This window comes from Millisia brevis NBRC 105863, assembly GCF_001552615.1.
Classification (GTDB): domain Bacteria; phylum Actinomycetota; class Actinomycetes; order Mycobacteriales; family Mycobacteriaceae; genus Millisia; species Millisia brevis.
On sequence record NZ_BCRN01000009.1, the window covers coordinates 1 to 13,353 of the forward strand.

Sequence of the window (13,353 nt, forward strand, 5' to 3'; positions counted from 1 at the left end):
CTGAGCAACCCCCGGCCACTGCCGCGGTCTCGGACGGTACGTCCGGGGCTGCGGCAGTGGTGCGTTCCGGGGGCTTTCGGCTGCCGTACCCACCCCCTGTTGAAAACAGTTGTCATTCTCTTTTAGGATCGGCGGGGCTTGCGGAGCAGGGCTACCCTGGAGAAATTTCCAGTGTTCGCACCGGCGACGCGGGTATCCGCAGGGACGAAGGAGCGCGCTCATGGGTTGGCATGTGGTGTTGACGAAGGCGGCCGCGACGGTGGCCACGGGCGCGGTCGGGGCCGCCGCCTACGACGCGCTTCGGCGGGCGGCGCGATCGGCGCCGGTCCGTGAGGCGACCGTCACCGCGACGTCATGGGGATTGCGCGGCGTCCGCAAGGCGGAGGAAAGCGCCGAGCGCAGTCGCCTCGCCATCGGGGACATCGTCGCCGAGGCGCGCGAACGCATCGGCGAGGAGGCACCGCCACCGACGGCGACCGTCGGACACGACCACGATCACTGAGCGGTCGGCGAGATGGTGACAACCATCCATCCGGCCGACTCCCCCGCCGATACCTCCGGGCCGATCTCCGCGTCACCGGCGATCGTGTCCTGTGCGGCCGGTCGGCTGCGGACCACGGTGCCCGGCCTGCGCGGCGACCCGGCACGGGCGGTGGCGATCGAGGACGCTGTCGAGACGCTGCCGGGAGTCCGTGTGGTGCACGCCTATCCGCGCACCGGGGCGGTGGTCGTCTGGTATTCGCCGACCCGCGGCGATGTCGAGGGGATCGTGGCGACGATCCGGGACGCGATCGCGCAGACCCCGGCCCGGCTGCCCGCCACCCGTTCGCCCCGCTCGGCCGATGTCAACAATGGCGAGATCCTGCGGATGGCCGTGGGAGGCGCGGCTCTCGCCCTGCTCGGGATCCGTCGCTATTCGCTGCTGCGGCCACCACTGCTCGGCCCGACCAGCCGTCTCTTCGCCACCGGCGCCACCATTTTCACCGGCTACCCCTTCCTGCGCGGCGCGCTGCGCGCCCTGCGGAAGGGAGACTCGGCGGGGACCGATCTGCTGGTGTCCGCGGCGACCGTCGCGAGCCTCGTGCTGCGGGAGAACGTCGTCGCTCTCACGGTGCTGTGGCTACTCAATATCGGCGAGTACCTGCAGGATCTCACCCTGCGCCGCACCCGCCGCGCGATCGCCGATCTGCTCTCCGGGGCCCGCGATACCGCCTGGGTGCGCCTGCCCGACGGCGTCGAGATCCAGGTGAGCACCGGCGATCTCGCGGTCGGCGACATCGTGCTGATCCACGAGCAGGTGGTGGCCGCGGTCGACGGCGAGGTCGTCGAGGGCGAGGCGATCGTCGATCAGTCGGCTATCACCGGCGAGACCCTGCCGGTGGCGGTGCACGTCGGCAGCGTCATCCACGCGGGCAGCGTCGTGCTGCGTGGCCGGATCGCCGTGCGGGCCGGTGCGGTCGGCGCGCAGACCGCGATCGGGCGGATCATCGCGCGGGTCGAGGAGGAGCAGCGGGACCGGGCGCCGATCCAGACGGTCGGCGAAAGCTTCTCGCGCCGTTTTGTCCCCGCGTCGTTCCTGCTGTCCGCGGCCACCCTGCTGGTGACCCGCGATGTGCGGCGGGCGATGACGATGCTGCTGGTCGCCTGCCCCTGCGCGGTCGGGCTGGCGACGCCGACCGCGATCAGCGCGGCGATCGGCAACGGCGCGCGGCGCGGCATTCTCATCAAGGGCGGCTACCACCTGGAACGGGCGGCCGAGGTCGACGCGATCGTCTTCGACAAGACCGGCACGCTGACGCTCGGGCGTCCGGTGGTCACCAATATCGTGTCCTTCCAAGACGACTGGCGGCCCGAGCAGGTTCTCGCCTACGCGGCGAGTTCGGAGATCCACTCGCGGCATCCGTTGGCGGAAGCGGTGATCCGGTCGACCGAGGAGCGGCATATCGCCATCCCGCCGCACGAGGACTGCGAGGTGCTGGTCGGCCTGGGGATGCGTACCCGCGCCGACGGGCGCATCCTGCTGCTCGGCAGCCCGGCGCTGCTCGAGCGGGAGCAGGTGACGGTACCGCCGGACGCACGGATCTGGGTGGATCGGCTCCGTCGCGACGCCGAAACCCCGCTGCTCCTGGCGGTGGATGGGCACTTGGTCGGGCTGATCAGTCTCCGGGATCAGGTGCGCGAGGAGTCCGCCGAGATCGTGGAGCAGTTGCGGCGCAGCGGTGTTCGCCGCATCGTGATGTTGACCGGCGATCACCCGGAGACCGCGTGGGCGGTCGCCGAACAACTGGGCATCACCGAATGGCAGGCGCAGGTGATGCCGGAGGACAAGCTCGAGGTGGTCCATCGGCTGCGCGACGAGGGCTACGTGGTGGCGGTGGTCGGCGACGGGGTCAACGACGCCCCGGCGCTCGCGGCGGCGGATATCGGCATCGCCATGGGGATCGGCGGCACCGACGTCGCCGTCGAGACCGCGGACATGGCATTGTCCGGCGACGACCTGCGCCGGCTGCTGGATATTCGATCGCTGGGCGCGCGGACGGTCTCGACGATCCGGCAGAACTACGCGATGTCGATCGCCGTCAACGCCGCCGGCCTGGTGATCGGCGCGGGTGGCGCGCTGTCGCCCGTGCTGGCGGCGATCCTGCACAACGCGTCCTCGGTCGCCGTCGTCGGCAACAGTTCCCGACTGATCCGCTTCGAGGTACCGCCCGGCTCACGCACGACCCGGTCTACGCCCTCCATCAATATTGATAACGGTTTTCATTAGCAGTACCATGGATGGATCGTAGAGACCCATCGAAGGATGTGCATGGCCAAGAAGTCGAAGATCGCCCGGAACGAGCAGCGGCGCGAGGTCGTCGCCCGCTACGCCGAACGCCGGGCCGAGTTGAAGAAGATCATCAGTTCCCCCGCGTCGACCGATCAGCAGCGCCAGGACGCCCAGCGCGAACTCGCCCGGCAGCCGCGCGACGCCAGCGCGGTGCGGGTACGCAATCGGGACGCCATCGACGGCCGCCCGCGCGGACACCTGCGCAAGTTCGGGCTCTCCCGCGTGCGGGTGCGCGAACTCGTGCACGACGGTCAGTTGCCGGGCGTGCGCAAGTCGAGCTGGTAGTCGGGAGCGCCGGACCGGTCCTGCCGGACATGCCCTAGCGTCATCCCTGCACGCCGCCGGCGAATGGTCCGAGCGGAACCCTCACAGCCGAGGAGCAGCGATGGCCGCGTCAATCACTCCGGGTACGCCGATCTGGGTCGACCTGGCGTCGTCCGACCCGGAGGCATCCAAGGCCTTCTATACCGAACTGTTCGGCTGGGAGTTCGAGGTCGGCGACCCGGCGTTCATGGGCTACACCAACGCCCTGTCCCTCGGGAAGCGCGTCGCCGGGCTCGGCCCGAATATGGGCGCGGAACAGGGACAGCCCGACGCGTGGTCGGTCTACCTGGCCACCGACGACGCCGCCGAAACGGCGCGCAAGGTCCTCGCCGCCGGCGGCACGGTGCTCGCCGAGCCGATGGCGATCGGCGACCTCGGCACCATGGCCGTCTTCGTCGACTCGGCCGGCTCGGTGATCGGCGCCTGGCAGTCCGGCCTGCACACCGGCTTCGAGGTCGACTCCGAGCGGGATCCGGAGGCCACCAAGGCGGCGATCACGGCGGGCACCGAACTGCCGGTGCACGCGGTCTGGTTCGAGAACTACACCCGCGATTGGGCAGCGGCGTCCGCTTTCTACCCGGCCGTCTTCGGCGGCTCCTGGACGTCGATGGGCGATACCGACGACTTCCGGTATGCGACGTTCACCGTCGATGGCGCCGAAGTGGCCGGGCAGATGGACGGCTCCCGGTTCCTGCCGCCCGGGGTTCCCTCCCATTGGGGTGTGTACTTCTCGGTCCCCGACACGACAGCCGCCTTCGAGAAGGCGCTGACACTGGGCGCGACGCCGATTCAGGAACCCGCGGACTCGCCGTACGGCCGCATCGCCGCATTGTTCGATCCCACCGGCGCCGAATTCAAGCTGCACCAGGTGATCTGAACACCATCGGCGACGGTTGCGCTTGCGCTACTCGGGCGCCTCTCCAGCAGATTCGGTAACCGCGCCCCCTGCAACGCGGAACCGGTGGTGCCCGGCGGGGGTTGGGCCACGGCCACACCCGTGCCGAGGAGCATCCCGCCGATAGCGATCGCCGACACGGCACACCCGGCGCCCAACCTCTGTCGCATGGAGATTACGCACCGCCCTTCGACTCGAGTACCGGATTCACCAACACGTGCTGCCCGGCATGCCCATGCCGCCGTACGTCCGGTAGCAGTACTCGCCACCCGCCCCGGTGTTCAGCAGATTCAGGAAGAGCCATTCGTTGGTCGGCCCCGCCCCCTCGACCGAACCGGTCGACCCCAACAACGACGAGTAGCCGGCGATATCCGTCAGCGCCTGAGCGATACGCGCCGATTGCAGCGCCGAGCCGGTCGACCCGACCGGCGGCGCCTCGTAGGCCTGCGCCGTAGCGGGCGCGACCACCCCGCCGACCGACGGCAAGACTTCTCGCACACGCTCGGGCGATGACACAACACGTTCCAGAGCGGGAGGGCGAGGACAATAGATCCTTCGGCCATCTCTCCCGATCGTCTTGTGTCACCACCCGACCGGTGCGAAGGGTGACCTCGTCCGGCCCGGGTCCGGAAAGGTCAGCAGTACATGGTGAGGCTGGGGCCGAGTCCGCTGTATCCCGGAAGGATGCAGGGGCGCCACGCAGAGGAGCCGGCGGACAACAGATTCCCGAACAGTTGAGCGGAACCCGTATCGATGGTCGGTATCGGCTGGGCCTGCGCCGATCCCGGCACCGCCACCCCGATCGACACGGCCGCCGCGGCCACGATCCCGGCCAACACACCACGCTTCGACATCATCCACTCCCGTCACAAATCCGGACCATTCGGACGGTATGTCGCAGAGCCTGGCGGCCCCGTTACGTCGGCGGGGCGAGGCAGGGCCCGGGGCCGGCCAATGATCTGCAGGAGCGGGGAGGCGAGGAGATCATGTCCTCGGCAACTCTGTGCGGAAGACGATTGCACACGTCGCCGGCCCCGAACAGCCGAAAGGCCGGCCACCACGAGGGTGACCGGCCTTCCGGTACTACAGGTCCGGGATGCCATCGACAGCCGCCCGCGCGGACACCTGCGCAAGTTCGGACTCTCCCGCGTGCGGGTGCGCGAACTCGTGCACGACGGCCAGTTGCCGGGCGTCCGCAAGTCGAGCTGGTAATCGGGAGTGCCGGATTCGGCGACCGTCCGAGACTCAGCGGAAGGCGCTGCCCTTCTCGGCGAGCGCGCGGACGCGTTCGACGGTCCAGTCGACCAGCACCTTCTGGCTCCGCTTGCGACTGGTCTCCTTGTGGGTGTCGATCTCCTGTTCGGCGATGATGTCGCGCAACTGGTCGATCGTCAGCCCCACCAGCCGCCGCTCGAGCTCTTGCGGGCCGGATTCCCGGTACACCACGAACGGATCGAAGGCCCCCGGCTGACGAACGACCTTCGCCCGCGCCGGCGCCCGCTTGCGCGGCGCAGGGGCCGGCGACGGTGGACCGGCCGCCTCGCCGCCTGCGACGGCCGACTGCGCGGCAGCCACGAGCGCCTTCGCGAATCGGGGCGTGCGGGCAGCTTCCTCGGCCACGACCTGCAGGACGGAGTTCAGCAGGGCGCCGGCCTGCGGGCTCGCGTCGAACAGCCGTAGCAGCGCGCCCTCGGTTTCCTTGACCGCCACCCGGGCGGCCCCATCGATCTCGGTCACAGCTTGCTCTCCGCTTCGGTCATGATCTGCCGGGTGATGTCCTCGAGCTGGTCGTACTGCCCCTGGGTGCCGTACTTCCCCTTCAATGTGCCCAGCTCCCGGAATTCCGCGGCCGCGGCGATCTGGTTCGATTCGTTCAGGTAGACGGGTAGCACGTTCTGAATCGTCGGATCGCGGCGCAGGTTGCGCACCGTGGTCTTGTGGATCGCCGAGTTCGCCTTGTATTTCGTGATCACCAGACCCAACTCGACGATCCGTCGCCCGATCACCTCCGAGAACTCCCGGACGACCTTCTGCAACTGCGGGATTCCGTAAGTGGACAACACATCCGGGATCGTCGGCATGATGTAGCCATCGGCGACCGCGAGACCGTTACGGGTGATCGGGCCGACATTGGGCGGGCAGTCGATCAGGACATAGTCGTAGTAGTCGATCACCGGGGCGATCGCGTCCCGAAGGATGTACATCGCGGCGTCCGGCGTACCCAGCCGCACACGCAGCGCGGAGATCTGCTCCTGCAACTCGATCAGGTCGAGGGAGGAGGCGAGCAGATCGACGCTGGTCACCTTCCGCACCGGCGAAACCCGGTGCTGGATCGCCTCCTGGATGTCGAAGGTGGAGGTGCCCTCGACCGCGTCCCGAAATGCGGTGGCGAGAGTACGGCCGGTCCGGTTGAGCTCGAGCCAGTCGTCTTCGCTGATCATCATCGTGGTCAGGTTGATTTGCGAGTCGAGGTCGATCAGCAGCACCTTCTGGCCGAACTTCGCCGACATGATTTCGGCGAGAGCCGCCGTGACGGTCGTCTTGCCGACGCCGCCCTTCAGATTGATCGTGGCCAGTACCTTCGCCATCGGCCGGTGCTCCTCTCCGCCTCGGTTCGATCAGGTCGCGTCGACGATTGCGCCGCCGTTGGGGCGGCGAACGGTGAACCCGATCCGCGGTGTGGGTTGAGCCGCCAACGGGAGTGCGTAGGCGAAGAGCGTCGCCATATCTCCGGGGTCTACCGGCCCGTCCTCGGCGCGCTTCATCTGTCGGGTGTGGGGTTCCGGATCGCTGGCGAACAACAGGATCATGCCGCCGCGGGTCGGAGTGCGCAGTCGCTCCGCTGTCGGACCCCCGCGACGATCCAGATGACCGGCGATATGTTCGATCGCGTCGCGTTCCCGAACGGCCGTGCCCGTGAATCCGGTGCGGTAGCGCAGTTCCTGACGCTTGCGCCGCACGACTGGGAGGGGGCGCGGAAAGCCCTTGACCTCGATCGGTGCACGGGTCTTGGGTTGCGGCAGCAGGACGGCGAAGTCCTTCAGTTTGCCGGACTCGATGGCCTCGACCATCGCCTGACGATGTGGTGCGAACTTCCAGTTCTTGTCCCACACGAATCGCTCGACGATCGACAACACCTCGGCGGCATCGACGATCGCGTACGCGGCTTCGAAGGACAGCGGCCGATCATCGGCGCCCATCATCTCGAAGGTGTCGCGATCGGTCATCCGCTCGAGGATCGGTGCGACCAACTCGAAGTGCATCCGGTTGTTCGCCCCGTCACCGCGAGGCGGCTGCATCGTGAAGCTGAAGGACTGCCCGCCTACCGCACGGAGACTCTCCTCGGCGTTGAACATCTTCTTCCGGTCGGTGGGTCGCAACCAGGGTAGTTGCTGGAACACCATCGGCGGCACATCGCGCGGCGTGATCATCGGCGCCCCGGCCGAGTTGAGACCGGAGAACCGGGTCAACTCGGCCCGGAAGTCCTCTTCGTCGCGAACGACCGCGGCGAACGCCTCGTACATGTCGTAGTGGCTGTTGCCGGCGCCCGCGGCGTTGCGCAGGATGAACAGGCGCACCAGGTCTCGGTAGCCGCGCCGGAAGCCGAACCAGCGACCGACCTGCATCAGCGTGTCGGCCATCTGGATGCGACGCGAATAGTACGAAACGGTCAGACCCTCGACGGTGAACCCCCGGCTGAGCTTGGCTCCGCCGACGAGAATCCTCCACACGTCCCGGTGCTGAAAATCGAGTTCCTCTGTTTCGTAGTCCTTTTCGGCCTGACCGTTCACAATGATGACCGGTCCCGATCCCTCCGAGATCCGATCGATCGCCTCTCCGATGTAGGGCTCGAGGTCATCGAAGGATGCCGGCGTGGGCACGCCGGGCTCGGCGCGCACCGCACTGACCGGCGCAAAATCGTTCTCCCACAACCGCTCCAATCTCGCAAGACCGGTGGCCGAGCTGTAACCCGCGGTATTCCACAGGGCCCGGAAATCGTCCGCGAGATCCTGATGCTCCCCGGTGTACACGGACTGGTGGACCAACATGGTGTGGTGCCGGAAGGTCAGGTCCGAATGCTCTCGGCGGTAGAGCTTGACCGCCCCGGACAGGACAAAGGAATCGACGGCGTCGAGTTGATCCGCGCGAGTGTCCTGTTCGGTTGTCGGCGCCATATCACGGACGAAGGCTGCCTTGTTGGACAGCGCCGGATCGCGGGACGCCTCCGGATCATCGATGATCTCCGGTCCGTCGTGGAAGTCGGCGCCGCCCATGTATCCGACCGGGCGAGTCAGACTGACGATGAAGTCCGAAGGGAAGATACCGGCGGCATCGTCGGGGTCGACGAAGACGTTCGCGAACGGGGTCGCGGTGTACCCGACGTACTGGGCCCGGTCGAGCAGTTCGAGCAGGTCCGCGATGCGCTGATTGATCGCGGTGCGTTCCTTCCTGTCCGCGGTGTTCTTCGCGGGATCGATCGTATTGATCGACGCCTGGTCGGCCTCGTCGTCGATGATCAAGGTGGGAACCTGACGGACATCGCCCGGCGCCTTACTCAGGTCGTCCACCAGCTTCTTGAGCACCGTGGAGTTCTTCTTCAGCACCGCGAGACGCACATTCGACCGGTATAGGTTCGCCGGATCATGCAGCGGCAGAGCCGGATCCGCCAGTTCGTAGTGCAGGGCGGTAATGCCCTTGCGCAGCGCCTTGTAGTCGTCGACCGATCCGGTGAGCCGGTGGATGGCGGGCACCCCCGACGAAGAGTGCGGATCGAATTCGTGCTCGAGGAAGTTCGACCATTCGGGGTCGCCGGCGTAGTCGGTATCGGCTCCGATGTTCTGTCGACCGACGAGTTCCATATCGATGCGGCGCTGGGTTTGGCTGCGCAGCAGTTCGATCGTCCCGGTCAGCACGATGATCAGCCGGTAACCGGCGTCGATCGCCTTTGCCGTCACCCCGGTGAAGTTGGCGGTCTTTCCACTCTGGACGTAGCCGACCACCAGCCCCTTCGCCTGATACGGCTCGTCGCGGGTGGGATCGGCCAGCCGCCGCACCACCTCGGTGGTCGCGACGTCCAGGCCACCGATCGTCTCGTCGGTCCAGCGCTTGTCTTCGAGGGTGCGTCGGTAGGCGCGCCAGTAGAAGTTGTCGCCGGCCCGGCGTTCTGGGTCGTACCAGGGTTCCCAGGGTTGCGGAGCGGCGATCACCACCGGTCGATCCGCGGACGGATAGGCGCTGTTCAGCAGGTCGTGGACCTCGGCGGGGAGGCCGAGGCGCAGGTAGATGTCGGCTCGGCGGTCGAGGCTGCCCGGCGGCGTACCGGTCGACCACTCGGCGACCGCTTCGGCATCCCAGGTCCGCAGGCTGTTCGCCACCCGGGTGTGCAGGGCCTTGACACCCTCGTCGAGCAGGGCGTCGACGACGATGGCGATATCGACGTCTGCGAATTCGGTGTTCCGCAAGCGGTATCGAATCTGCGGGAGGATCTCGTCCGGAGGATACTCGCCGAACTCCCGGGCGATCGCGTCAATCAAGAGCGTGCTCACGCCGGGCCTCCTGCTGTTCGATGTGGCTCGTTACCGCCGCGATCAGGATGTTCTGCCATGCCCGGAGGCGATCGGTCTTCGCGCGGCCGAGTCGCGTGCCGGAGAACAGATCCTCGGCGAGAAGGTAGACGAGGCTGCGCAGGACCGGCGCATCGGTATCGGCGGCGCTGCGGTATCCGACCAGCGCCCGGCGGAAGCGGGCGTTGAGCCACAGGGTGCGCTGCTCGAGGTTGACCTCGAAGAAGCTGTCGCGCGCGAGCACTCGCCAGCCGATGCGTACCGCATCGGCGTCGGCATCGAACTCGACGGAATCGGTGATCTCGTCCAGCACGTCCTCGGGGAGGCCGGATTCCGGTTCGACGAGGGTCACGGGTCGAGGTTGGTGTCGCCGCGCGTTGCGAACGAGTTCACCCGCGTCTGACAGGTACCAGCCGCGCGGCCCACCCAGAGCGGTCCGCAAGGCATCGATCGCGTTGGCGGTCAAGGTGATTCCGGACTTCTCCGGGTTGATGACCACGTGTTGCTCGACCGCCGGAGTCATGTCGATCACCACGCGCGCGGGGGCGAAGTCGGGGCGAGCGTGCCACAGGTCGCTCCAGCCACCGATCTGCAAGAGCCGATCGTGGCGGTAGACGTACAGCCCCTGCCGGTCGCGGCCGGGCGCACCGTACAGCCGAAATCGCGGGCTCGTATCGCGGGCCGGCCACAGATGAGCGGTCGCGGTCAGGTCGGTCCCGGGCAACGGCACGGTGATCGGCCGCGGATAGTCTGCACGGCCGGGCGCGGTGTAGCCGAACGGATCGATCGCCGATACGGTACGACTCGCGCCGGGCCGACCGAGCGCGACATCGAAGACGTCGATCGTGATGCGCAGTCCCCGTTCGATCAGCCGGTGAAAAACCACGCCGAGGTGGGTGCGCAGATCCGCGATGGTCGACTCGAGCCAGGCGATGCGATCGGCATCGTCCTCGACCGTCAGGAAGGTACGGACATCGTGCCAGTCGACGATGGTGCCGGTGACCATCGGGAAACGTGGTCGCGCACCGGCGATCCGGCGCTCGGCTTCCGCCGGGTCCTCGATTCGCACCTCGTCCGGCGCGGAACGGTGCAGTGTGCGACCGACCGGGGCGGAACCTGCCGCGACGGTCCAGACCGTGTAGCGGTCGGCCTGGCTGAAGCTCGAAGCGCCCAGACCGACACCGAAGTGCCCCAGATCCGTCGGGCCGTAGGTGTCCCGCGGCTGGTAGGTCACCGCGCGTGCCAGCGTAGCTTCGGTCATTCCGTGTCCGTCGTCGATGATCCGCAGGCCCTCGACGCGGGGACCGTCCTGCAGGAATCGCACCAGCACGTGGCCGGCATCCGCATCGATCGAATTGTCGATCAGGTCGGCGACGGCGGTCGGCAGCGTGTGGTGACGCCCGAGAGCTGCGGCGATCCGACCGGTCGACGTCGTGGGCGCCCCGGTGTCGGCAGGAGTCATCCGACGTGATCCTCTGCCGCGCATATCGTCTGGAGGTAGGGCAGCACCGGATCGTGGGCGCGAGCGCCATACGCTTCCAGAATCCGCGCGGGCCCAGCGTCCTCGGCCAGGCCGATCGCCACAGCCAGGGCACGCAGTCCCGCGTCGCGGCTGATCGAGGGTGTGGTGCGGCCGATCGTCGCGAGGGCATGGTCGAGCGGACGCCCGGACCGGGCGACGCGGGGTGCCGGTTGGATATCGAAACTGCCGTCGTCGTCGAATAGCAGGAAGACGACATCGCCGGGATCGGAGTCGAGTTCGGCGAGGAAGCGGCGGATCGTTCCACAGGTGGGCTGCATCCCGGTGAAGCGCACCGTCTGGGGACCGAGGCGACTGTCGAGCGTCGCTGTCGTACCGGGGGCGCATCCGACCGCGGTGGCCACTCCGCCGGGGATCGCGAATCCGGATCCGCGCAGGTGGTCGAGGGTCAGCACCAATCGATAGCGCCAACCGTCGGCGGTGCGATAGAGCCCGCGGGTACGTTCGGGCGCGGCCGGGCGACGTTCTCTACGGCGCGGCGTCTGCCCGCCCTTCGCGGGAGCACCCGGATCGGCGCCCGGCGACCCGACCTCGGTCGGCTGTGCGACCGGCAGGGAAAACGGGATCGGTTCGGTGGCGACCGCGTCGAGGATTCCCACCGGAACCTCGAGGGGAACGGCGGCTCCGGCGACCGCTACGGATGCATCGTCGGCAGCTTCCTCGATCAGACCCCCGGGTCGCTCGTCCGAGGACGGACCGTGCTCCGCAACGGGACTGTTCTCGGTCGGTAGGGGGATGGCGCACCAATTCAACCACGCCGCGCACTCCTCGGGCGGCATGCCGAGGACCGCGGCGATCTCCGCCGTCGTCGCCGATCCCTCCTCGTCGGCCAACTCCGCCAGCAGGTCCACCGTGTGCTGCTTCGCCGCCCGCACGTTCGGTGCCGCCGCCCAGCCGTCGGTCACCTCGAAGATGTCGTCGAACCGATCGAGCGCGAACCACAGCGGAACCTCGAACGACGACACCGGCGCGGCGAGTTCCGGGTGACGCTCGATCAGTCGGTCCAGACGGGCGACCGGCCGCATATCCATCCGGATACTCGCGAGCAGAGTGCCGGCGGCGGTGCCAAAATCGCACGCGGCAAGAAACTTGCGCTTCATGCCGGATTCGATGCCCGAGGCGCGACCCTTCGAGACGTGCAACGCGAGCGCCACCCGGCTGAGCGTCTCGGGCTCCCGCGCGAGCAGGCGACGGTCCAGTACGGTCCGCTCGGCCTCGGTGAAGGTGGAGATCAACCGTTCGACCTCGGCCACCGGATCCCCGATCTTCCGATCCGGGAAATCCTCGGGGGTGATGGCGGAAATCCGGGTGGCTATTTCCTGGATCGCAGCCGGCGATTCGTCGTCGAGCACGACTGTCAACAATGGCCTGTCACGCAGGCCCCGCAGTTGTCGCCATTGCGCGAACGCTGTCAGGTCACCAAGCAACTGTTCGAGGGCAGGATTTCCCTCGTCGACGTCGAGGCTCTCGGTCCCCTGCCAGGGGTCGGCGCGCACGCTGATGCGCAGGAGCGCGTACGCGACCTCCGCTACGGTCTCCTCGCCGGTGCCGCGAACGGCAAACAGTTCACCGGCGGTCATCCGAAGCAGCGGGGCAACCGTGCCGGCGTTGATGGCACGTTGGATGGTCGTCGTCGCCACCGGACCGGCATCGAGGGCGGTAACCGGAAATGCCGTCGGCACTTTCGGAAAAGCTTCGGCGAGCGCAAGAGTCTTGTGGTGGGCGACGAAGAGGTCGGCCAACTCCCCCAGAATCGTCTCGAGGTCCGTTTCGGAGGCGGTAACAGCCGGACTGTCGGCCAGCCACCAGTCGGACGGTTCGGCGAGTCGCTCCAACTGCGCAGCCCGATCGGAGACGTAGTCGTCCAACCAGGGGAACAGGTCGACCCACACGGCGGCTGTCAAAGCTGAGGAAGTCGGCTGTATTGCGCCGAGCACCGACACTCTCCCCTCGCCCGTCAACAGACCGATCTGACAATAGTTGAAACTACGCCATTCCTCCAGCCCGGGCCGCGCCGCACAGTCCGATCGAGCTTCGCGGCCCTCCACCATTCGGCGATTTCCGCGTGTCCGCCCATCCAGACACATGGTCCAAGCTATCCGGAGCTATCGCACTCGGTGCTCGGACTACCGGCTGATGCACCTGAAGGGACTCCGTCAACTCGCCGAGGACCGGCGTTGTCGCGCGCACGGTGGGGTCG

12 protein-coding genes are annotated in these 13,353 nt (G+C 67.7%); 5 read left to right on the forward strand and 7 right to left on the reverse strand.

The window, feature by feature from the left end:
- Positions 1-220 precede the first annotated feature (220 nt).
- From MB1_RS13570 to MB1_RS13585, 4 genes are all read left to right on the forward strand, one after another.
- Entirely contained in the window at positions 221-502 is a 282-nt protein-coding gene (locus MB1_RS13570; protein WP_066908064.1) for a DUF1490 family protein, read from the forward strand.
- A 12-nt stretch (positions 503-514) separates the two neighbouring features.
- Positions 515-2,767 (forward strand): heavy metal translocating P-type ATPase, encoded by a 2,253-nt coding sequence (locus MB1_RS13575; RefSeq protein WP_084351742.1) that lies wholly within the window; start codon positions 515-517, stop codon positions 2,765-2,767.
- Positions 2,768-2,809: 42 nt separating this feature from the next.
- Entirely contained in the window at positions 2,810-3,115 is a 306-nt protein-coding gene (rpsN, locus tag MB1_RS13580) for a 30S ribosomal protein S14 (RefSeq protein WP_066908067.1), read from the forward strand.
- 100 nt (positions 3,116-3,215) lie between these two features.
- A complete protein-coding gene (locus MB1_RS13585) occupies positions 3,216-4,031 on the forward strand; it encodes a VOC family protein (protein WP_066908070.1) in 816 nt (271 codons plus the stop codon).
- Between the two features lie 225 nt (positions 4,032-4,256).
- On the opposite strand, the gene MB1_RS13590 is transcribed toward MB1_RS13585, so the two are convergent.
- Both MB1_RS13590 and MB1_RS26040 read right to left on the reverse strand, forming a co-directional pair.
- Positions 4,257-4,547: a hypothetical protein gene (locus MB1_RS13590; protein WP_157084066.1), complete on the reverse strand. Its 291-nt coding sequence runs from the start codon at positions 4,545-4,547 to the stop codon at positions 4,257-4,259.
- A gap of 137 nt (positions 4,548-4,684) precedes the next feature.
- Positions 4,685-4,903 (reverse strand): hypothetical protein, encoded by a 219-nt coding sequence (locus MB1_RS26040; protein ID WP_169801662.1) that lies wholly within the window; start codon positions 4,901-4,903, stop codon positions 4,685-4,687.
- A 100-nt stretch (positions 4,904-5,003) separates the two neighbouring features.
- On the opposite strand from MB1_RS26040, the gene MB1_RS27035 reads away from it, so the two are divergent.
- On the forward strand, positions 5,004-5,261 hold the full coding sequence (locus MB1_RS27035; protein WP_084351744.1) for an uS14 family ribosomal protein: 258 nt from the start codon (positions 5,004-5,006) through the stop codon (positions 5,259-5,261).
- A 33-nt stretch (positions 5,262-5,294) separates the two neighbouring features.
- Here MB1_RS27035 and MB1_RS13605 read toward each other — a convergent pair whose 3' ends face one another.
- Genes MB1_RS13605 through MB1_RS13625 form a run of 5 tightly spaced genes read right to left on the reverse strand, consistent with a single transcriptional unit; the run spans position 5,295 to position 13,057 of the window.
- Positions 5,295-5,786, reverse strand: coding sequence for a hypothetical protein (locus MB1_RS13605; RefSeq protein ID WP_066908079.1), 492 nt, complete (start codon positions 5,784-5,786; stop codon positions 5,295-5,297).
- On the reverse strand, positions 5,783-6,637 hold the full coding sequence (locus MB1_RS13610; protein ID WP_066908082.1) for a ParA family protein: 855 nt from the start codon (positions 6,635-6,637) through the stop codon (positions 5,783-5,785). Before MB1_RS13610 ends, MB1_RS13605 begins: the two co-directional genes overlap by 4 nt.
- Positions 6,638-6,667: 30 nt before the next feature.
- Positions 6,668-9,595 carry a Z1 domain-containing protein gene (locus tag MB1_RS13615; RefSeq protein WP_066908085.1) on the reverse strand — a complete coding sequence of 976 codons (2,928 nt, stop codon included), beginning with the start codon at positions 9,593-9,595 and terminating at the stop codon, positions 6,668-6,670.
- The gene (locus MB1_RS13620) at positions 9,576-11,075 is read right to left on the reverse strand and encodes an ATP-binding protein (RefSeq protein WP_066908088.1); all 1,500 of its coding nucleotides are present in this window, start codon (positions 11,073-11,075) and stop codon (positions 9,576-9,578) included. The genes MB1_RS13615 and MB1_RS13620 overlap by 20 nt, the downstream gene beginning before the upstream one ends.
- Positions 11,072-13,057, reverse strand: a complete 1,986-nt coding sequence (locus MB1_RS13625; protein WP_157084067.1) for a hypothetical protein — start codon at positions 13,055-13,057, stop codon at positions 11,072-11,074. The genes MB1_RS13620 and MB1_RS13625 overlap by 4 nt, the downstream gene beginning before the upstream one ends.
- Between the last annotated feature and the right edge of the window lie 296 nt (positions 13,058-13,353).

Bases quoted from the DNA above. Each gene is read 5' to 3' on its own strand.
- MB1_RS13570 (WP_066908064.1), top strand. From the start codon at position 221: ATGGGTTGGCATGTGGTGTTGACGAAGGCGGCCGCGACGGTGGCCACG.
- MB1_RS13575 (WP_084351742.1), top strand. From the start codon at position 515: ATGGTGACAACCATCCATCCGGCCGACTCCCCCGCCGATACCTCCGGG.
- rpsN (WP_066908067.1), top strand. From the start codon at position 2,810: ATGGCCAAGAAGTCGAAGATCGCCCGGAACGAGCAGCGGCGCGAGGTC.
- MB1_RS13585 (WP_066908070.1), top strand. From the start codon at position 3,216: ATGGCCGCGTCAATCACTCCGGGTACGCCGATCTGGGTCGACCTGGCG.
- MB1_RS26040 (WP_169801662.1), bottom strand. From the start codon at position 4,903: ATGTCGAAGCGTGGTGTGTTGGCCGGGATCGTGGCCGCGGCGGCCGTG.
- MB1_RS27035 (WP_084351744.1), top strand. From the start codon at position 5,004: ATGATCTGCAGGAGCGGGGAGGCGAGGAGATCATGTCCTCGGCAACTC.
- MB1_RS13610 (WP_066908082.1), bottom strand. From the start codon at position 6,637: ATGGCGAAGGTACTGGCCACGATCAATCTGAAGGGCGGCGTCGGCAAG.
- MB1_RS13620 (WP_066908088.1), bottom strand. From the start codon at position 11,075: ATGACTCCTGCCGACACCGGGGCGCCCACGACGTCGACCGGTCGGATC.